This window comes from Pseudorhizobium xiangyangii, from assembly GCF_020531965.1.
GTDB classification, from domain to species: domain Bacteria; phylum Pseudomonadota; class Alphaproteobacteria; order Rhizobiales; family Rhizobiaceae; genus Neorhizobium; species Neorhizobium xiangyangii.
In genome coordinates this window covers 1-19,020 of record NZ_JAJAWH010000043.1, presented here as the reverse complement: position 1 = coordinate 19,020, position 19,020 = coordinate 1, and the positions used below count along the sequence as shown (strand labels likewise).

Genomic DNA, 19,020 nt, shown 5'->3' with positions numbered 1-19,020 from the left:
CCATCCACCACATCAGGTTAAGTTTGCGAAGGGTGTTTTCGGTGGGTCCCTCAGAGCGTCTTCAGAACGTCGCCAAGCGCTTCCACCAATGTATCGGCGTTCTCGCGGGTGAAGACGAGCGGTGGGCGGATCTTGAGGATGTTCGCAGCCGGGCCGGAGGCGCTGATCAGGACGCGGCGTTCGCGCAGGCCGTTGACAATCCGCGTCGTCAATGCCGCGCTGGGAAGCTTTTGAGCCCGGTCGGCGACGATTTCCACGCCGATAAAGAGGCCGGAGCCGCGTACGTGGCCGATGGCGTGATAGTAGTCCGAGAGGCTTTTGAGCCCGTCGATCAGATAGCGGCCGACGTCCAGTGCATTCTGCTGGAGGCCGTCGATGCGGATCGTGTCGAGCACTGCCTTGCCGGCCGCCGCGGCGACGGGATTGCCGCCGAACGTGTTGAAATAGCGCGCTCTTGGACCGAACTCGGCAATGACTTCCGGCCGCAGCACGATGCCGGCCATCGGGTAGCCGTTGCCCATCGGCTTACCGATTGTCACCATATCGGGCGCAACGCCGTGGCGCTCGAAGCCCCACATGGCCTCGCCCGTGCGACCGAAGCCCGGTTGCACCTCATCGGCGACGAAGAGGCCGCCTGCCTCGTGGATCGCGTCCACGGCCGGCTTCAGAAAGCCTTTCGGTCCGGCAAAGATGCCGTCGCTCGAAAAGATCGTGTCGGTGATCAGCATGGCTGGCTTGATGCCGTGGCGCTTCAGGTCGGCGATCGCCGCGCGGACGTCGCGTCCGAATTTTTCCATCATCTCTTCTGGCGAGTGACGATAGCTGTCCGGGGCGGGCACGGTGCGCACATGGGGCCCAAGCGTCACGGATTCGCCGAGCGAGGGCGAGAACTCCGCCACCGCGCTCGTCAGGCCGTGATAGGCAAGTTCGGTCGCGATGATGCCCGTGCCGCCGGTGATGTCGCGGGCAATACGCACGGCGAGGTCGTTCGCCTCGCTGCCGGTGCAGGTAAACATGGCCTGGCTGAGCGCTTCGGGAAAGGTGGCCGTCAGCGTCTCGGCATAATCGACGATACCTTCGTGCAGGTAGCGCGTGTGGGTGTTGAGGATGGAGGTCTGCTTGGTGATCGCCTCCACCACGCGCGGGTGGCAATGGCCGAGCGAGGCGACGTTGTTGTAGGCGTCGAGATAGCGTTCGCCTGCTGCATCATAGAGGAAGACGCCTTCGCCGCGCACGAGATGCAGCGGTTTTTCGTAGAACAGGCGGTAGGCGGGGCCGAGCACCTTTTCCCGGCGTGCGATTAGCGCTTTTTCCGCTTCATCCAGCCGTTCGAAGTCTTCACGCGAAAACGCATTCACCATCGACATGATTCAAGCCTCTGAAATGTTGGGGGCGAGCCTTTTCAGCCCTGCGGGGGTGAGGTCGGAGATGTTCTGAAGACCGCGCCAGGCACTGGCATGGTTACGCATGATGTAGTCGCGGTTTTCCGGAAAGTGTACCGAGCGCCACTCAGCGATGATGATCGACATTGCGAGCCTTGCCCGGGTGAGAACCGGCAGCAGGTCGATTTCTGTCGGCTCAAGCGCACGTGCCGAACAGAAGCCCTCCAGGAAGGCACCCGTGCGCGCGGCCCAGTTTTCTGTGGCAAGGTGATAGGAGAGCGCAACTGCGAGGTCATTTATCAGCGGCGCATGGACCATGTCGCCGAAATCGATGATGCCGACGACATCGTCGGGGGATGCCGGATCGAGCAGGATGTTGTGCGGGTTGAAGTCGTTGTGGATGATCTGGCGCCGCTTCAGCCTCGTGATCGCCGGAAGCGCACGGTCGAATTCGGCGAGTACCGCTTCCGCATGTGCCCGCCGCTCGGGTGCGACATGATCGACTATGGCGACGAGGTCCAACGTGTGGGAAATGTCCCACATCAGTTTTCCTTCGGGCGGGCGTCCATCGTAGTCCTCAAGACCCAGTCCGAGTTCTCCCAGTGCCCGGCCGACATTACGGCTCTGGGCTTCGCAGGCCGGTGTGCGATACTGCAACTTGCCCCGCAGGAAAGTCAGCAGGCGCATGATGCGGGTGCCATCGGCCGTGAGCAGTGAATGGCTCAGCTCATTGTTGGCCGTCGAGACAAGCCGGGGTACGGGCACGTCAGGGGCAACGGCCGCCAGATGCTGCAGCGCGCCGTCCTGGAAGTCGAGGGCGGCCGGATCCTCGGCGGGATTGGCGATCTTGAGGACGAACTCTGTTCCATCGTCACGAGTGAAGAGGAAGGTCTCGTCGCGTTCGCTGGAAAGACGCTCTATCTTACCGGCAAATCCATAGGCGTCCGCTACCGCGGCCTGCGCATCGGCGAGCGACGTCGGGTTCCATGTCGCGGACATGGAGTCTGTCTTTTTCTTGGCGGCGGGTGAGTGCTCCGTCATGTCTGCTCCTGCGCGATTCCCCGCATGGCCTCTGAGTGGCTGGCCTTGCCCCGGAAAAGCGTGTGTGGCTGCTTTCCCTCTACGCTTCACCTGGCGGAAAAAGCCGTTTGGCGGCATCCTGACTTGAAACAAGTTCAAAAAAGATGCATCAAATATCTTGTTTACTCGATTTTCCGGATCAGTTCCATGCCTGAATTCACGACACTGGAACATGAAAACTTGAACAAGGCCGTCTACGGCGCCCTGTGCGACGCTTTGATCCAGGGGCGTTTTCAGCCCGGTGACCGGCTGAAGATCCGCGATCTGGCCGAACAGTTCGGCATCAGCGTCACCCCCATCCGCGACGCCATCCTTCGGCTTGCCAATGATGAAGCGATCATCTTTCGCTCGCCGCGGGATATCCGCATTCCGGACTTGAGCGAAGGCCGCTACCGGGAGATTCGGGCCATTCGAATCAAACTGGAGGGGCTCGCAGCCGAAACGGCTGCGCAGGTGGCTACCAGCGCGGATATCGAGGTTCTGGAGCGCATTCTTTGCGAAAACGAGAAGGCAATTGAGGCTGGCGACCGTCTTAAGGGCGCGGAACTCAATCAGGCCTTCCATTTCATGCTGCCACAGATTGCCGGATTGCCCGTGCTGAACGGCATTCTACGGCGGCTATGGTTACAGATGGGGCCGCACATCTCCGACGCCTATCTCCCGGGTGGGCGAGCCATGATCGATCACCACTATCCGGTTGTCGAAGCCTTGAAGCGTCACGATTCCGGCGCGGCTTCGATGGCGATCGTTGACGACATCCTGCTTGGTGGCAAGCCGATCCTCGAGCGGATCGAACGCGGGGCAGAACGGAAAGCATTGTAGGTGCATGCCTCTTCCGAGGGGAGGCTTGCATTTCGCCGGCTGCTGATTACGATGTATCAAGCATCAAAAGAGAGTGCCCTGCATGACCGAAGAACGCCGCTATATGTTGCTGACCGGTGCGAGCCGCGGCATCGGCCATGCGACTGTCAAGCTGTTCCAGTCAAAGGGCTGGCGCATTCTCACCGTTTCACGACAGCCATTTTCCGAAGAGTGCGCCTGGCCGTCCGCCCGCGAAAGTCATATCCAGGCGGATCTGGCGGACCTCTCGCAGATCGACCGCCTTGCCGCGACTGTGCGCGAGCGCCTGCCGAACGGCCGACTGCACGCGCTGGTCAACAATGCCGGCATCTCACCGAAGGGCCCGGAAAAGAGCCGCCTCGGTGTGATGAGTACGGATGCGGATGTCTGGACACAGGTACTCAATGTTAATGTCGTTTCGACGGCGCTGATCGCTCGCGCACTCATGCCGGAGCTTGAGGCGGCAAAGGGATCGATCGTCAACGTCACCTCGATCGCCGGATCGCGGGTCCACCCGTTCGCCGGCGTTGCCTACGCTGCATCCAAGGCTGCGCTTGCCTCGCTGACCCGCGAGATGGCGCACGAATTCGGTCGGCGCGGCGTGAGGGCGAATGCCATTGCGCCGGGGGAGATCGAAACGTCGATCCTTTCGCCGGGGACCGACGCGCTTGTGGCTGCGGAAGTGCCAATGGAAAGGCTGGGCGAACCGCGCGAAGTCGCGGAAACCATCTATTTCCTGTGTACCGAGCAGTCGTCCTACATCAACGGTGCGGAAATCCACATCAACGGAGGGCAGCACGTTTGACAACGGTCAAAAGGGAAAAAATTCCCGTTGACCGGCAATGACTGGAATGCATCAATCGGCCGACACGCCTTGGGGAAAGGGCGAGACGACCGAGAGGCTGCAATCACTGCCGACGGCCAAAAAGGCGAGGCGGAGGTCAGCAGTCGCATGAGATCGTCATCGGAGCCGACACCAACCGGTTCCACTGCAAACGAAGAAAAGGGGAATGCAATGAAAACCATCATGAAATCCGGGATTCTGACGGCCGCCGCCGTCGTTCTCTCCGCAAGCCTTGCCGCGCCGGTTTTTGCGCGCGACCTGACCGTCGTCTCCTGGGGCGGCAACTATCAGGATGCGCAGCGCGGCATCTATTTCAAGCCGTTCTCTGAAAAGACCGGAAAGCCGGTGCTCGATGAAGCCTGGGACGGCGGCATTGGCGTCATCCAGTCGAAGGTCAAGGCCGGCGCGCCGAACTGGGATGCCGTGCAGGTTGAAGCTGAAGAGCTGGCGCTTGGCTGTGCCGACGGCCTTTATGAAAAAATCGACTGGGACAAGATGGGCGGCAAGGACAAGTTCCTGGATTCTGCCGTCAATGACTGTGGCGTCGGCGCTATCGTCTGGTCGACGGCGATCGCCTATGACGGCGACAAGCTGAAGGAAGGTCCGACCTCCTGGGTGGACTTCTGGGACGTCGAAAAGTTCCCAGGCAAGCGTTCGTTGCGCAAGGGCCCGAAATACACGCTCGAGTTCGCGCTGCTCGCCGATGGCGTCTCGAAGGACGAACTCTACGACGTGCTGTCGACCGAAGAGGGCGTCGCGCGCGCATTCAAGAAGCTCGACGAGCTGAAGCCGCACATCGTCTGGTGGGAATCGGGCGCGCAGCCGCTGCAGTTCCTTGCATCCGGCGAAGTCGCGATGGCGTCGGCCTATAACGGCCGCATCACGGGCATCAACCGCTCGGAAGGCAAGAACTTCAAAGTCGTTTTCCCGGGCAGCATCTACGCCGTCGACAGCTGGGTCGTGCTGAAGGACGCCGAGAACAAGGACGCCGCACAGGACTTCATCGCCTTCGCGAGTTTGCCCGAGCATCAGGCCAAACTCCCGGAATTCGTAGCTTACGGGCTGCCGAACAAGGAAGCTGCCGCGCAGGTGCCGGCAGAATTCGCCAAGGACCTGCCGACCGATCCGGCCAACATGACGGACTCGATCTCGCTGAATGTCGATTTCTGGATCGACAACGCGGAAACGCTGACGCAGCGCTTCAACGCCTGGCTCGCCCAGTAAGGACATTTCGGTGAAGGGCGCCTCAACAGGCGCCCTTCCTGTCCGGCCGGATGCGTTCTCACGGATATTTTCCGCATCGCATCTTTGCCTCTAGCGATGGAGTCTTCCGTGGCCGAATTCATTCGATTTGACCGCATCACAAAATTCTACGGCTCGCTCTGCGTGGTCGAAAACCTCGAACTCGACATCGCGAAAGGCGAGTTTGTCAGCCTGCTCGGGCCCTCCGGCTCCGGCAAGACGACACTGCTGATGATGCTCGCCGGCTTCGAACAACCGACCTCGGGCGACATCCTGCTTGATGGAACGGCGATCAACGCCGTGCCGACCCACAAGCGGGACATGGGAGTCGTCTTCCAGAACTACGCCCTCTTCCCGCATATGTCGGTCGGCGAAAACATCGCCTTTCCGCTCCAGATGCGTGGCATGGGCAGGGCCGAGATTGCAGAGCGCGTGGCGCGGGCCCTCGACATGGTGCAATTGTCCGCTTTTGCGGAGCGCAGGCCATCGCAGCTGTCAGGCGGCCAGCAGCAGCGCGTGGCGCTATCTCGCGCTCTGGTCTTCGAGCCGCGCGTTGTCCTGATGGACGAGCCGCTTGGCGCGCTCGACAAGCAGCTGCGCGAGCAGATGCAACTCGACATCCGCGATCTCCACCGCCGGCTCGGCCTGACCATTGTCTTCGTCACGCACGACCAGTCGGAGGCGCTCACCATGTCGGATCGTGTCGCCGTCTTCAACAAGGGCAAGATCGAACAGATCGGCACGCCTCGACAGGTCTATGACGAGCCGGCGACACGTTTTGTCGCCGAATTCATCGGCGAGACCAATCTGGTCGAGGGCGTCGTGGAGGCAGTGCAGGGCGAGGAAGCCAGTGTGCGGCTGACCTCCGGAGCCCATATCGTTTCGGCCGTTTCCGGTACGGTGGCGACTGGCCAGACTGTCTATCTTTCCATTCGTCCCGAGCGGGTCGATCTCACCGAGATCAGGGGTGGCGCGCGCAACTGTCTGGAAACAGAAGTCACGGACTCCGTCTACCAGGGCGATCACCTGCGGGTGCAATTGCACAACGCCGCCCATCCACTGATCGCCAAGCTTGGGCGCAGGTCGCGGGAATTTCCGCCGGGCACCAAGGTCTTTGCGGGCTTCTCGGCCAGCGATTGCAGGGTCATCGCGCCATGAGTGCAGGCTCGTCCCGGACCGGGCGGTCTCTGCTTCTGCTTGCGCCGCTTCTCCTCTTCCTCATCGGATTCTTCGTCTGGCCGCTTTTCAGCATGATGTCGCAGGCAGTGTCGGATCCGGCGGTGCTGCGCCTGCTTCCGCGGACGGCGGAGGTTGTCGTTGACTGGGACCGCAAGTCGCCGCCGACCATGCCCATGCAGACGGCGCTGATGGAGGACCTGAGGACTGTCGACGACGATCAGGCGCTTGGCGATATGGTGCGCCGTCTCAACAGCGCCCGCTCCGGCTTCCGCACGCTGATGTCGAAGACCACAAGCGCGCTCGAGGACACGGCCAATCCGCCCGCCGACCTCATCTCCATCGACAAGCGCTGGGAGAAGCCGGAATTCTGGCTGGCCATCGCCGATGCGCTGTCGCCGCTGACTGACCGCAACCTGCTTGCAGCCGTTGACCTTGGCCGCAACTCCGCCGGTGAGATCGAACACCTGCCTGCCGAACAGTCGGTCAACCGCGTGATTCTCGTGCGCACCTTCTGGATTGCCGCGCTTGTGACTTTCACCTGCGCCTGCATTGGCTTTCCCTATGCCATCATAGCGGCTTCGCTTACGGGCTGGAAACGTGACCTGATGCTGGCGGCCGTGCTGCTGCCGCTCTGGACCTCGCTTCTGGTGCGCACGGCCGCCTGGTTCATCCTGTTGCAGGAACAGGGCCTCATCAACGATCTCCTCCGATGGCTCGGGCTTATCGATGCACCGCTGCCGCTGATCTTCAACCGCACCGGCGTCATCATCGCCATGACCCATGTGCTGCTGCCGTTCATGGTGCTGCCGATCTATTCCGTGCTGATCACCATCCCGAACAACCTGATGCCGGCGGCGGCCTCGCTGGGCGCAAATCCGCTGCGTGCGTTCCTGCGTGTGCTCCTGCCGCTCAGTCTTCGCGGTGTTGCCTCCGGCGGCCTGCTCGTCTTCATCTCGGCCATCGGCTATTATATCACCCCGGCGCTGATCGGCGGTCCCGGCGACCAGATGATCTCGTCGATCATTGCCTTCTATGCCACGGGTTCTGCGAACTGGGGCATGGCCGGCGCACTTGGGGTGGTGTTGCTGATCGCGACGCTTCATCTTTACAGCGTCTATGCGCGGCTTTCCGCTGAAGAGCAGGGGAGGCGCTAGACCATGCCGATGAAGCTCACCAAATTCGCCTTCGCGTCGCTCGCGATCCTTTTTCTCGTCGCGCCGCTCATCGCCATCCTGCCGCTCGCCTTCACGTCGAGCGTTATCCTCACCTATCCGATTCCGTCCTGGTCGTTGCGCTGGTTCGAGGAACTCTTTACCGCCGATGCTTGGCGCCGCGCGATCGTCAACAGCCTGATCATCGGCTCGGGCACGACGTTGCTCGCCACCGTGCTGGGCGTGGCCGCCTCATTGGGTCTGCGCAACCGGCTCATCTTCTTCCGCGGCACAATGCGCACGCTCTTCCTGCTGCCAATGGTGGTGCCGGCGGTGGTGCTCGGGGTCGGCCTGCAGGTTTTGCTTGCGGGTTTCGGCCTGACGAACAGTTATGCCGGCGTGATCATCGCCCACACGGTCGTCGCCGTGCCCTTCGTCGTGGTCAGCGTCACCGGCGCGCTCGCCGGCATCGATGAACGAGTGGAGCTTGCCGCGCAAAGCCTCGGCGCCTCACCCACGACAGTCTTCCGGCGCGTGACGTTGCCGCTCGCCATGCCAGGGGTGCTCTCCGGTGCCGTGCTTGCCTTCGCAACATCGCTGGACGAGGTCGTGTTGACGCTCTTCGTCGCAGGTCCCAACCAGCGTACGCTGGCCCGGCAGATGTTTTCCAGTCTTCGCGAAAACATCAGTCCGGCGATTGCAGCAGCGGCTTTCCTCTTCATTGCCATGACGCTGTTGATCGGGTTGGTCGTCGTGCTGTCCCGGTCGTTCCTTGCCAAACGGCGATAGTGCATCGATCGTCTCAGATGGGCCAGGGCCATCCGGGGTCGGATTTTCTCAGTCGATACAGCGCTTGTTGTGGTTTGCAAGGACGCGGTGCAGGCCATCTATAGTGGCAGTTGGCAGTCCTTGAAGAATATGGTGATCCCGACGCGATTCGAACGCGTGACCCCCAGATTAGGAATCTAAAGTATTTTTCTAAGCTTATGCTTCAGATTCGCTTGCTTTTGTAAAATATCTAATCAAATCAATTACCTGATGCCGATCCTAACGGTCCTAAAGTGCGGTCGAGCGACATACTGCAAAGAAAGTTGACGCAGAATGTTGGTCCCGATGTGGTCCCATGCTATGAGCTGGGACGAATTCACTGAGGGTTTTAGATTATGGCGACGATACGGGCGAAACTCACGGCTTCACACTTGAACATGGCCCGCCAGATGGTCATCGATCGCTCTGGCGACGGCACGACTTTTGCCGATGATAAGACTGATGGACTGATCTTGAGAGTACGCAAATCGTCAGCGGCCTTCTCACTAAAATATGCGGGAAAGACACGGGTTTTGGGCGAACTGTCGGAGTCTGAAAGAGGGGCGTGTCGGGCTAGTGAAATCCAGACGATTCAGGCGGCACGAGAACTCGCGGATAAGGTCAGGGCACTTTTGAAAGATGGTCTAGATCCTGCCAGCTTCATATCCGGCAAGGGTGTAGGGAAGTCGGATGAAGATGCCAAAAAGGCAGTCGAGCGACAGGCTGCCGTGGATGTTGGTCGGTGGACGTGGGAGCGACTGGTTTCCGAATACACTGACGGATATCTGGCAAAGCCTCGATTGGTAAAGCAGCGCATGCGCCAGCCATCTGAGAGATCAGTAGAGAACGCTCGCCGTGCTCTGACAGCGCCAGAAGCCGAGGGATTGAAGGGACTTTTGCTTTCCGAACTAACCCCCGGCCATCTTGAAACGGTGCGGGATAAATGCGCATTGAGAGCAAAAGGCGGCAAAACCGCCAGCCGCTCCTTTGTCGCAAATTCAAAGGCTGCGCTATCTTTTGCGAAGCGTAAGCACAGGGAAAATTCAGGTCTAGGGGGTGAAAGAAGGTGGTGGCTGGAAGTCGAAATTCTAGATTCGACTGCTGTTGAGCCGCGCACGAGGATGCCAAGTCTAGAGGACTTGGCCAAAGTTCTGTATCGCGCCGAGAAATATCGAACTTTGCCCGATAGGAAGCAAAAAAGGCGGACATCGGAAACGGTGCTTTGCGGGCTATGGTGGCTTGCACTGGTGGGCCAGCGGACAAGTGCGGGGCTGGCCTTGGAGAAGGTTCACGTTCTCCCATACCCTGACGGCCCTACGGGCTGGAAGGTTGTCTTTTGGTCTGAGGTTGCCATGAAGTCGAGGCGAGCGCATGCCTTGCCAATACCACCCCGATTGGTGCTTCTGATCGAAAGAGCGTTGAGCCACAACAGGAACGGCGGCAGCAAATTCGTCTTTCCAGCTACAGCTTCGCGTGGAAAGAAGTCCGACGCGCCGATTGCGAGAACCGCGCCGAAAAACCTACTGGTGAGAATGCGCGGAATTGATAATTCTCCGAAGCGAAAGGGTGTTGAGCGACGTATAGGAACTGACCTTCTTGAAGATATCCCGCACTTCTCTATGCACGACATTCGACGGACATTTGCCACCACATTGTCAAACAGGGCAGTGCGGGGCGATGCGATTTCCGCCGTTTTGGATCACGCAGGACTTGAAACAGGACAGCAAATGATGAGGGCGGCAGAGGTCACAACTCTGGCTTATGCCATTGGACAACGACTTGATCTCAAGCAACTAGCAATGCAGGCTTGGACGGATATCGTTTTTGAAGCTGTAGAGGGCGAATGGAAACGGAATCGGAACGTTGGATCTAACAATCCCCTCAAGCGACTGGCGAGGATGAAGGCAGTTGAGGATATCTCGGAAGGCGTCCGGTTCAGTGAAGATGAACCATGGTACGCGATCATGGAGAGATTAGAGACTAAGAAGCCTTCGCGGAAAATTGAGCTTCGGAAGACGGTGGACGAGGCTGACGATCTTGAGAGCCGTCGCTACGAAGCTATTGAAGATGAAGGTGCTTGAAAAATAAGGGATACATCACAAAAACAAATGAGTCCTAAACCTTCTCCGTCAAAGATTTAGAACAATCAAATAAGGTTTCAGCCCCCTAATTAAAATCGATAAATCGTTATTTGCCTCGTGAAACCAGTAGCTTGAGACATTTTTCATCAAAAGAAAGAATTGGATTCAAGATTCATCGCAGGGCATTGATCAGTCACGCCAGCCGCAAGGGAAGGCGATTGCAAAGGAACTGATTGATGAAAATTATTGATTTGGATTGGTCGTCGCAGAATGAACTCGCTCATGCACAGACAGATACTATGTCGGCATGGGTGGAGCGCACGAAAGACCCCGATTTTGAGCGCTGGTTGTGGACTATCGATACATTGGAAGGACATATGTCCGATGACCAAGAAAGTGCGCTGATCGGGCATGGCATCGAAAGCACAATGGCGCTGGCAATCCAGGCTGCTGAGAATGCAGTGAAGGCTGCCGAAGATGCGGCCAGAGACCTCGCGCTGAGCTGATTTTTCCACGGGTGCAGGTAAGGCAGACATCAGAAAGGCCCACAAAATGGGCCTTAAAACCGCTCCAAATGTTACCAGAAGGCCCGATTGGGGCCTAATTGGTGGTTTTTAGCAGCTTGAGGGGTCGGACGCCTTCTCCCTTTTTCATGTATTTTGAAGATACCAGAGACTTCGCGGCGGCTGCTGGCACAGCTGCCGATGACTGGCGTCTTGCTTGGCGATCGAGGATTTCCATCCCTTTCAAGCGGAAGGCCCTTAGGGCTTTGACGCGGTCGGTGGTTACTTTCGGAAGCAGTCGATTCCAGTCGTGACTTTCCAATATTGCGTCGTCAGTCACGTTGAGTCCGAAGAACGCCGTTAGATATTGGTCGTCTTTGATTGAGGTGTCATGTCCGAGGACATCGCACCACGGGCCAGGCTGGCGGTAACGGCGTGAGCCTGCTTTTTGTTGGGCTTTCTTCTTGTCGCACCCTACCCATCCGACTATCCCGCTGTCGTGCTTGATGGGATAGACATATCCCATTGACTTTCGTCCAGCGGCCTTTGCCTTGATGTAGCGACGCAGTGCATTGGCCTGCGCCTTTTCTTCAGTATGATCGATAATGTGACTTACGAAAATCATTGCGGGCTCCTTGGTTTGGGGCCATCGGGATCTTCGCATTCAGTGAATTCCGCAGTGTCCTCCTGCTCCAATAGAGCATCCTCGACTGCCGAATTTGGCGTGCTGGTGCTGGTAGGTTTGGTGGCCTGCGCCTGCTGCTGTTGCTGATCATCTTCAAGGATTTCACGACCTAGCTCTCTCATGCCGTCAAGCTGAGGCTCTAAGTCAGAATCCTTTTCCTGAGCCAGTAATTTCAGCTGGTCGGCGTCGAGGTGTTGAGCGAGAAAAGCGGTCAAATGCGCGTCCCGCTTTTGGAGCTCGGCAAGGCTGTCCTTGTCACCAGAAGCCGCATTTTTCATGAGAGAGGTCAACTTTTTGACCTGGCGGATGCCCTCGATTTGAGTCTGATTGCCCTGCATTTGAGCGAGATCGGACTGCCAGCGAGCAAGGATTTCGGGACTTGGGGCGTAGGGCTCGCCGTTGGTGCTGTCGAAAACTTTGACCCCCTGACGCTGAGCTTCCAGCCAGAGCGAATCTTTGAAGGACTTGCTGCCAGTGATTTCGATCTCGGAACCCCATTCATCGCTGGCTTTGGCAACCATCGCACGAAGGGCGGCCTCGGTCGGTTTTCCGTGCAATCTGACTTCGTCGCCCAGATCCTGAATGCGAGATTGGCCTATGCGGACGTAGACACCATCGGGCGATTCTTGGATGTCGGTATACCCACGCGAGCGCCAGCGATCCGCGATGGTCTCGGCTTGAGCATCAGGCATGGTGTTAGGAATGTGTTGCTGACGACGCCCGTTTTTGCCAATGCGGGCGCTCTCTTCCAGGCGCTCGATGTGATCGGCATAGCCTGCGGATTCGAGCTTTTTAGCGATTTCATCGGCATAGCCTTGCGGGCCATAGGTGCGGATTTGGCGATTTTCGACTTCCAGCCAGCCGCCATCGCGACACTGCACGCGAGTGATGCGGGGATCTTTGACATCGATCATGTACAATTTTTGGGGGTCGATTTGACCCGCCGCGTCGGGGAAACGGCGATTCAAAAGCGTGGATTTGTAGTCTTGCTGATGGCGCGGCTTGATGCCGTTTTTGTCTGAGAATTGGTGTTTTAGATTGATAGCCATGAGTTCTTTCTCCGTTTTCATGAGTTCATTTTCGCAAGCCTTTGCTATGCGCATGGTGCTGACGACGGCGGTTCTGCGGTCGCCCTTTCCGCGATTGCGGGAAGCTTTTTTGCGGCCTTCGCCGATTGAAGGCTCGGGTTCTTGGTCTAGGCCTCGGGCCGAATTTGACAGGTGACTGACGCGGCGAGGGCTGTCGGTTTTTTCGAGATAGGAATTCATCACCGTGGCGATGCGCTCGCGTTCAACCTTTAGGGCGTCAGCTTTGGAGCCGCCGCCATGACGGCCGCCGCTTTCGAAAAGCCGCGTCAGGTCGTCGTTTTTCTTTTTCGAGAAGCCTGAATCTGTGCTGGCATCCAGCTTGCGGAGCGACAGCATAATATGGAGATGAGGCTGAGGCTCGCCGTTTACGTCTGGCGGGCAGTGGATGGCGATATCAACGATTGCCCCGGCCTCGACCCATGGCTGAGCCACGTCGCGAGCGAAATCCTCCCATCGGTCGGCGGGGATGTCGCGTGGAATGCTGATTTCCCACTCCCGCGCAACGACAGAATTCTTTTTGTATTCCGCCAGTTCGACACGATTCCATAGTTGCTCGCGGTCTTGCGCCCAGGTTGGAGAGCCTACGGGTGCCACGATGAAGGCGGCGACAGCGTGCTTTTTGGTGTAGTCGAATTCCTGCCCGATACGGTCGTCTACCAGCTTTGAGGCACTGCGGTAGGCTGCGGCGGCGACGGCGGAACGACCCGCGCTACGTTGAAAAACTTTGGCTTGCGCATGGTAGAGCGCAGTGTCGTCGGGGAGGGAGGTTTTCACCTTCAAGCCCTCCCGTTTCTGATGAGCCACCCGCGCATGTCGGCTAGCATGGCTTCGAACGGAGCGCTGGCGATCGTCTTCGATTCAAGAAGATCTAGAAGGCGCTGACGCTCTTCTTCACTGCTAGCAGGGCGGGAAAGATGCCCCGCAAATGCTGCCATGAAATGTGATCGGGCTTGATAGAGAGACTGTTCGGCTGCCTGCAATTTGCGCAGGCTGGCGTTTGCTAGTGGGGTGAGGGGAGGGCGTTCGGTTCTCATTTTGGGGCCTCCTCTAGTCCGAACCACCTCTCTACAAGATGCGCGATCGTGAGACAGGCGATGGCCGAGAAGGTGAAAAACCCTGCAAAAGGGAGAAAAACCACCGACTCAATAAATGGATTAGCCAATAAGTATTCAGGCAGCGGGGCAGGCTTTGAAAGCACGGCCACGGATGACCAGAAGTCAAAAAGATCTGTGGAATACAGGTAGGTGAGAGCACCGCTGACCGAAGCCCCGAAAGCAATAGAGATCAAGTTAACGCCGATGACGAAGATAAGCAGAAGAGGCGTCTTCATAACGCTGCCTCCTTTTCGGAGGGCCGCGAGAACCGCGCAAGGAGGCTATCGATCGCATCCCAAGCCTCAGACGCGGCTATGATTGGCATTATGAGGACGGCCAGTAGCGCAAAACCATATTCGGGTGACGGCTTCGCGGAAATAAGAGCGGGATCAACAAAAATCTGATCGAAGAAGAGCCAGATCAGCACGTGCGCTACGATCAGTGCGGCTAAGATTGAGCCCAGAACTTTCACGATGGTGAGCAGGATTTTGAGGAGGAGGTTTCTCATTTTGAGGCCTCCCGCACTGCCATTTCCCGCTCGAAACGCTTCCATTCTCTCTTTGCCTTGGCCCAGCCGTAATCAATCCAGCGGATACGATCACGTTTGACTTGCTTCATGTATTTGCGGCGAGCGAGCTTCAGGAGGTGGCGGCGCTGGTAATAGGCGCGTTTGAAGGCGTCGGCGTGGGCTAGGAGGCCGTCGTTATACCGACAATCGGCGTAGTAAGGATATTTCCAGCCAATTGGCAGCTTGATGATATCGCGAGCGTGGAAGCCATAGAGCGTCAACGTCTTCACAATGTTTTCGTAGCCGGACCAGCCGTCATGGAAGAGGGTGCCCGTCTTCCGATCGGCGGGGTACCAGGTGATCAGGTCGGCGTAGAAATTGGTGTCCTTGTCACCCTCCTCGGTCGCAGGAGCGCCCAGCACAACGTTATAAAATTCTGTCGCTAGGGGGTGTCGATAACAAGTACCTTCGGGGGTCTCTTCTTTAATCCAGCGGGCTTTGACCATCTGACGAAAATCGTCGTGGTCGTCGTCTCGGGGAAGCCCAGCTAGCATGCGTCTCTCTAATAAGAACACTAGAGGGGCGCATGCTAAGATAATCACAACCGAGACAATTCCGCCGTAATGAAGCGCTGTCAGAAATCCTGCAAAACTCGCAAGCTTCATTACGAAAAATAAGGCGTCCAGGACGACGGGAGATTTGAGGAGGTTTCTCATCTTGAGGCCTCCTTATTCGAGGCCTCTGTCCACTCGGCTACCAGATTACGACCGTCTGGCGTGAGGAGCTTTATATGTTTCGCCGTCAGGGTTTTAATGACCGGATCAGCGTTCTGGAAATGGAGGAGGACGCGGTTTCTGGAAACGTGTTCGACAGTGATGGACTTGCGGACTTCATAGATAGTTTCTTTGAATCCGAAACGGCGATACTCGGCATATACGCCGCTGATTTTCTCCCCGTAGCTCATGAGGCGTCTCCCTCATGTTCATCAACATCAAAGGGCACGGCGCGAAAAATCTTGGATGGTTTTAGCCGATAGCCAAGGGCTTCGAGCCGCTGGTGCAGAGCGTCTTTTTGACTGCTTGTTGATCCGCATAACAGCGACTGACCATCGTCATTTTGAAAGTCGAGGAAGCCCAAGCCTTTGACGTAGTGTCGTAGCTGCGCAGGCGTGATCCCGTCGGGCACGACGATGAAAATTTCCGTGTCGGGATAGTGACCGTAGTACAGGCCGATTTTGTTCATGTTTTTCTCCTCGATCGCTTTGAGAGAGGCCCTGCCAGGCGCGGCAAACGAAGTTTGCTTAACCGCGCCCTTAGAGCAGGGGGCTCTCTCTTGGTTTCTTAGAAGAAGAAAAACACGACTACTTGCTTCATGCAAATGTTGCTGGGACTATAGATAAGTAAGGCATTTTTGATGACTTGTTTTATCTAAGCAACGCTTCTCTTGTCATCATTTTTTGCTTTCGGTTTTTCGAGACTCTTGCTTTCGAAATCCGCCGACAGAAAATTATAGATGGAGAAAATGACATGTTAGAATTGAGAAAGACGAGCTCCGTATCCGAGAAAGAGAAGCGACTGCTTCAGCGTAAGGCAAAGCTGGAATCCGATTTGGCGAGGCTTCAAAAAGCTGCCCGGGATGCCAGCAGGCGCGACGATACGAGGCGCAAAATTGTCATCGGTGCAGCCTTCTTGAAGGCAATTCAGGAAGGCAAGATTTCGGAAGACATGGGTCCACGCTTGGTCGCCAGTTTTGCGACGGATCGCGACAAGAAGCTTTTCGACGGCTTCATTTTCAAACTGACTGAATCGAGCGAGGTCGCTCCTGTAGAGCAGGAGTGAACCGACATGGGCTTGGCTGTCTCCGATCTTCTAGCGACCCCTAGCGAGCACAATATCGCGTGGATGTGGGTGAACGTCCTTTTGCCGTCAGACACGACGACGGGCTTCGGCCTGGCTATGTCCATCTTTTCGTCCACGCTAGTCTATATCGGCTCTCTGACGCTGCTAGGAATGATTTTTCAGGGCGTCATTTCAACTGCAGCTTCTGGCAAAGTCCTCGGAGACAAATATCACCAGATATATGCTCCGTTGCGCGTTGTGATCGGGATTGGATTGATGATCCCGGTGTCCCACGGCTTTTCGAACGGACACCTTTTCCTGCGGGATGTCGTTGCCCGCGCTTCTATCAATCTGGTGGACGCGATGTGGGTTGGCTACGTCGAGCATGTCGTACAGAAACACCACGCGCTTATGCCAATGAGTGCGGGTGGTGAGAAGGTCGTCCTTGATCTTCTAGAATCGGAAATCTGCGCAGCCGTTCACAATAAAATGGCTGAGCCTTGGGGGCTGACGCCTGTCATTCTGCCGGAAAAAGAAGGTGTGTTAAACGAATTCGATAAGCTCGGGGTGAATATCCGAGCTTGGGACTACGGACAAGACTGCGGCCGCGTCGATGTCGTGAGAATAAATGACAAACCAGGTTTCTCTGATGATCGTGAAAAAGCGGTAGCCGATCAAGTCGAAAATTTGCGGGCTTTTGCGGCGTATTTTGGAAAATTATTTTCAGTACAGAACCATTCTCTATCCAACGAACAGGCCCTGAAAAACATCACATCCGGGACCCTCCCACGAGTAGCAAATGCCTTGCGCCGCATGGGCGACGACTACGATGCCAAAATATCGGCAGCGGTCGCTACAGAAATGGCGCTCGATAAAGAAGGCGTGAAGAGACGAAAGAAAATAGTAGAGGCGGCTCGCCAGCAAGGTTTTGTGACTGCCGGAATGTTCTGGATGGCGATCTCAAAAGAGAGTGCTGCCGTCAACCAACTGGTGGGGTTAAAGCATAGTCGGACAGGGGTTCGAGTAGACGAAGATGGAAGCAGCAATAGCGACAATATCCGAGCGGCTTTGCAGACTCTTAGACATTTAATTTCTGGAGAAGAAGCGGAGATTGGCCTTGAAGCCAATGACTTGGCTGGAGCGTCTGACCAGAAGAAAAATTTCATCACGAAAGCGCTCGCCCCGTTTGCTCGATCGCTAGCTGAATGGATGATGTCGAGACCGAAATTTCCGGATGAAACGATCGTCGATCAGATAAAAAGGTCAGACCCAATAGCAGAGCAAGTTAGCTCTGGGCATACCTTTATGGCGATTGCCGTCACGGGGATTTTAGCGACCTTGGTCCCCGTAATCGCAGCTTTCACGATCGCGGGTAGCACTCTCGGAACGGATGGAGCCGCATTATGGGCGATGCCATGGCTCGGAACCATTTTTGGTACGCTCTGGATGATTGGGGCAGTACGAGCCTACATCATTCCTGTCCTACCCTTCATCTATATGGTCATCTTCGCAGGTCTCTGGCTTCTAGCAGTCCTTGAAGCCGCGATTGCGATCATCGTATGGGCTTTTGGATGGCTTCGGATGGACGGCGAAGACATGCTGGCACAGGCATCAAAAATGGGGGCCATGCTCCTGTTTTCCGTCTTCTTAATGCTACCCATTGGAATGCTAGCATTCATCGCGGCTTTCCTTCTGTTACCCCTCCTTGTCGGCACGGTTGATGTGCTGTGGAGCACCATGTGGTGGGGCAATCACGAGGATCCAGGCCTGACCTCGATGCTCGTCGGATTCATCCTAAGCACATTCCTCCTGATGTATTTGATAATCCACATCTTTGGACAGATTTTCGTCATTGTAGACCGCATCCTGACTTGGATGGGTCAGCAGGGTCACGGATTCTCAGACAAGGGAATGCTGGTCGGTACAGCTGGCGCAGCGGCTGCTGTACTCGGCAAGGGTATGCCGGGCATGCCGACGATTCCGAAGTCTGGAAAGAAAGATGAAGGCGGCGAAGAGGGCGGCGTAAAGGCTCGGTCTGCGCAAAAGAATGACACTGCTGGATAAGAAATTTGTGAGTCACGAAATTATTGAGGAGACTGAAAATGAAGACTTTGACGACAATATTAGGAATGTCTTTGATAGCTGGAGGGGCAGCAGCTGCCGGCCCCAATGACATAGTTTTTCGATATCAAGGCACGGGCGTGATTGGTGTCGCTGCGCCCGTGGTGCCCGTGGTGCCGGAGGTGCCAGAATTCTTTCAGGTGACATTCCTAAAAGTCTCGCAGATTGGATCAGGAATGCCCATCTCGGAAGGGGTCTACCGCACTTCATATAGCGTAAAAAATGACTCTGGGACCGATATGCTGGGTGGACTGAGACTAAAATATGGAGTCTCAAATAGGACGACCGGAGATGTCTGGCCGGAAACTTTTCACGGCACTTGTGAGAGTGACAGCATTCCGACAGGTGGTGAAACGACCTGCTCGGTGACGATACCGATCACTGAAGAATTGAAAGCATGGATTGCGCCGAAGGGATACACTACAGACTCGTTTTTGTGGGGAGGCCATCTCTATCAAAATCATCCCGATACGCTTGAGAAAGTCGTGGGGGGGTCTGTCATCGCGGGAGGATTGATACTCATCAACTCTCGCTAAAAGACCTCGCGAAGAAGAAGATAAAGCCCGCAATTGCGGGC

Annotated in this window: 21 protein-coding genes and 1 tRNA gene; 11 read left to right on the top strand and 11 right to left on the bottom strand. The window is 56.7% G+C overall.

All coding sequences use genetic code 11. From position 1 onward, the window contains the following. Positions 1 to 50: 50 nt before the first annotated feature. Positions 51 to 1,367 (bottom strand): aspartate aminotransferase family protein, encoded by a 1,317-nt coding sequence (locus tag LH464_RS22985; RefSeq protein WP_226788746.1) that lies wholly within the window; start codon positions 1,365 to 1,367, stop codon positions 51 to 53. 3 nt (positions 1,368 to 1,370) lie between these two features. Beyond that, positions 1,371 to 2,423, bottom strand: coding sequence for a phosphotransferase (locus LH464_RS22980; RefSeq protein ID WP_226788745.1), 1,053 nt, complete (start codon positions 2,421 to 2,423; stop codon positions 1,371 to 1,373). 186 nt (positions 2,424 to 2,609) lie between these two features. On the opposite strand from LH464_RS22980, the gene LH464_RS22975 reads away from it, so the two are divergent. From LH464_RS22975 to LH464_RS22950, 6 genes are all read left to right on the top strand, one after another. After that, positions 2,610 to 3,284, top strand: coding sequence for a GntR family transcriptional regulator (locus LH464_RS22975; RefSeq protein ID WP_226788744.1), 675 nt, complete (start codon positions 2,610 to 2,612; stop codon positions 3,282 to 3,284). A gap of 82 nt (positions 3,285 to 3,366) precedes the next feature. Next, complete coding sequence (locus tag LH464_RS22970; protein ID WP_226788743.1) at positions 3,367 to 4,107, top strand: SDR family NAD(P)-dependent oxidoreductase; 741 nt, start codon at positions 3,367 to 3,369, stop codon at positions 4,105 to 4,107. 222 nt (positions 4,108 to 4,329) lie between these two features. Next, entirely contained in the window at positions 4,330 to 5,370 is a 1,041-nt protein-coding gene (locus LH464_RS22965) for an ABC transporter substrate-binding protein (RefSeq protein ID WP_390625040.1), read from the top strand. 96 nt (positions 5,371 to 5,466) lie between these two features. Continuing rightward, the gene (locus tag LH464_RS22960) at positions 5,467 to 6,546 is read left to right on the top strand and encodes an ABC transporter ATP-binding protein (protein WP_255648686.1); all 1,080 of its coding nucleotides are present in this window, start codon (positions 5,467 to 5,469) and stop codon (positions 6,544 to 6,546) included. After that, complete coding sequence (locus tag LH464_RS22955) at positions 6,543 to 7,721, top strand: ABC transporter permease (protein WP_226788740.1); 1,179 nt, start codon at positions 6,543 to 6,545, stop codon at positions 7,719 to 7,721. The genes LH464_RS22960 and LH464_RS22955 overlap by 4 nt, the downstream gene beginning before the upstream one ends. 3 nt (positions 7,722 to 7,724) lie before the next feature. After that, a complete protein-coding gene (locus LH464_RS22950) occupies positions 7,725 to 8,507 on the top strand; it encodes an ABC transporter permease (RefSeq protein WP_226788739.1) in 783 nt (260 codons plus the stop codon). Positions 8,508 to 8,637: 130 nt separating this feature from the next. Here the strand turns inward: LH464_RS22950 and LH464_RS22945 are convergent. Continuing rightward, positions 8,638 to 8,711, bottom strand: a tRNA-Arg gene (locus LH464_RS22945). 224 nt (positions 8,712 to 8,935) lie between these two features. On the opposite strand from LH464_RS22945, the gene LH464_RS22940 reads away from it, so the two are divergent. Further along, complete coding sequence (locus LH464_RS22940) at positions 8,936 to 10,606, top strand: tyrosine-type recombinase/integrase (protein WP_226788738.1); 1,671 nt, start codon at positions 8,936 to 8,938, stop codon at positions 10,604 to 10,606. A 236-nt stretch (positions 10,607 to 10,842) separates the two neighbouring features. Then, on the top strand, positions 10,843 to 11,112 hold the full coding sequence (locus LH464_RS22935; RefSeq protein WP_226788737.1) for a hypothetical protein: 270 nt from the start codon (positions 10,843 to 10,845) through the stop codon (positions 11,110 to 11,112). Between the two features lie 94 nt (positions 11,113 to 11,206). On the opposite strand, the gene LH464_RS22930 is transcribed toward LH464_RS22935, so the two are convergent. Genes LH464_RS22930 through LH464_RS22895 form a run of 8 tightly spaced genes read right to left on the bottom strand, consistent with a single transcriptional unit; the run spans position 11,207 to position 15,726 of the window. Next, complete coding sequence (locus LH464_RS22930; protein ID WP_226788736.1) at positions 11,207 to 11,734, bottom strand: hypothetical protein; 528 nt, start codon at positions 11,732 to 11,734, stop codon at positions 11,207 to 11,209. Beyond that, positions 11,731 to 13,656, bottom strand: coding sequence for a MobA/MobL family protein (locus LH464_RS22925; RefSeq protein WP_226788735.1), 1,926 nt, complete (start codon positions 13,654 to 13,656; stop codon positions 11,731 to 11,733). The genes LH464_RS22930 and LH464_RS22925 overlap by 4 nt, the downstream gene beginning before the upstream one ends. Positions 13,657 to 13,658: 2 nt before the next feature. Beyond that, complete coding sequence (locus LH464_RS22920) at positions 13,659 to 13,916, bottom strand: hypothetical protein (RefSeq protein ID WP_226788734.1); 258 nt, start codon at positions 13,914 to 13,916, stop codon at positions 13,659 to 13,661. Beyond that, positions 13,913 to 14,212 (bottom strand): hypothetical protein, encoded by a 300-nt coding sequence (locus LH464_RS22915; RefSeq protein WP_226788733.1) that lies wholly within the window; start codon positions 14,210 to 14,212, stop codon positions 13,913 to 13,915. Before LH464_RS22915 ends, LH464_RS22920 begins: the two co-directional genes overlap by 4 nt. After that, positions 14,209 to 14,484: a hypothetical protein gene (locus tag LH464_RS22910; RefSeq protein ID WP_226788732.1), complete on the bottom strand. Its 276-nt coding sequence runs from the start codon at positions 14,482 to 14,484 to the stop codon at positions 14,209 to 14,211. Before LH464_RS22910 ends, LH464_RS22915 begins: the two co-directional genes overlap by 4 nt. Continuing rightward, positions 14,481 to 15,200, bottom strand: coding sequence for a hypothetical protein (locus LH464_RS22905; protein ID WP_226788731.1), 720 nt, complete (start codon positions 15,198 to 15,200; stop codon positions 14,481 to 14,483). The genes LH464_RS22910 and LH464_RS22905 overlap by 4 nt, the downstream gene beginning before the upstream one ends. Continuing rightward, positions 15,197 to 15,448, bottom strand: coding sequence for a hypothetical protein (locus tag LH464_RS22900; protein ID WP_226788730.1), 252 nt, complete (start codon positions 15,446 to 15,448; stop codon positions 15,197 to 15,199). Before LH464_RS22900 ends, LH464_RS22905 begins: the two co-directional genes overlap by 4 nt. Next, positions 15,445 to 15,726: a hypothetical protein gene (locus LH464_RS22895; RefSeq protein ID WP_226788729.1), complete on the bottom strand. Its 282-nt coding sequence runs from the start codon at positions 15,724 to 15,726 to the stop codon at positions 15,445 to 15,447. Before LH464_RS22895 ends, LH464_RS22900 begins: the two co-directional genes overlap by 4 nt. A 176-nt stretch (positions 15,727 to 15,902) precedes the next feature. Between LH464_RS22895 and LH464_RS22890 the strand changes: the two genes are divergently transcribed. Genes LH464_RS22890 through LH464_RS22880 form a run of 3 tightly spaced genes read left to right on the top strand, consistent with a single transcriptional unit; the run spans position 15,903 to position 18,979 of the window. Next, on the top strand, positions 15,903 to 16,322 hold the full coding sequence (locus LH464_RS22890) for a hypothetical protein (RefSeq protein WP_226788728.1): 420 nt from the start codon (positions 15,903 to 15,905) through the stop codon (positions 16,320 to 16,322). 6 nt (positions 16,323 to 16,328) lie between these two features. Next, positions 16,329 to 18,386: a DotA/TraY family protein gene (locus LH464_RS22885; RefSeq protein WP_226788727.1), complete on the top strand. Its 2,058-nt coding sequence runs from the start codon at positions 16,329 to 16,331 to the stop codon at positions 18,384 to 18,386. 38 nt (positions 18,387 to 18,424) lie between these two features. Continuing rightward, positions 18,425 to 18,979, top strand: coding sequence for a hypothetical protein (locus tag LH464_RS22880; RefSeq protein WP_226788726.1), 555 nt, complete (start codon positions 18,425 to 18,427; stop codon positions 18,977 to 18,979). Positions 18,980 to 19,020 lie beyond the last annotated feature (41 nt).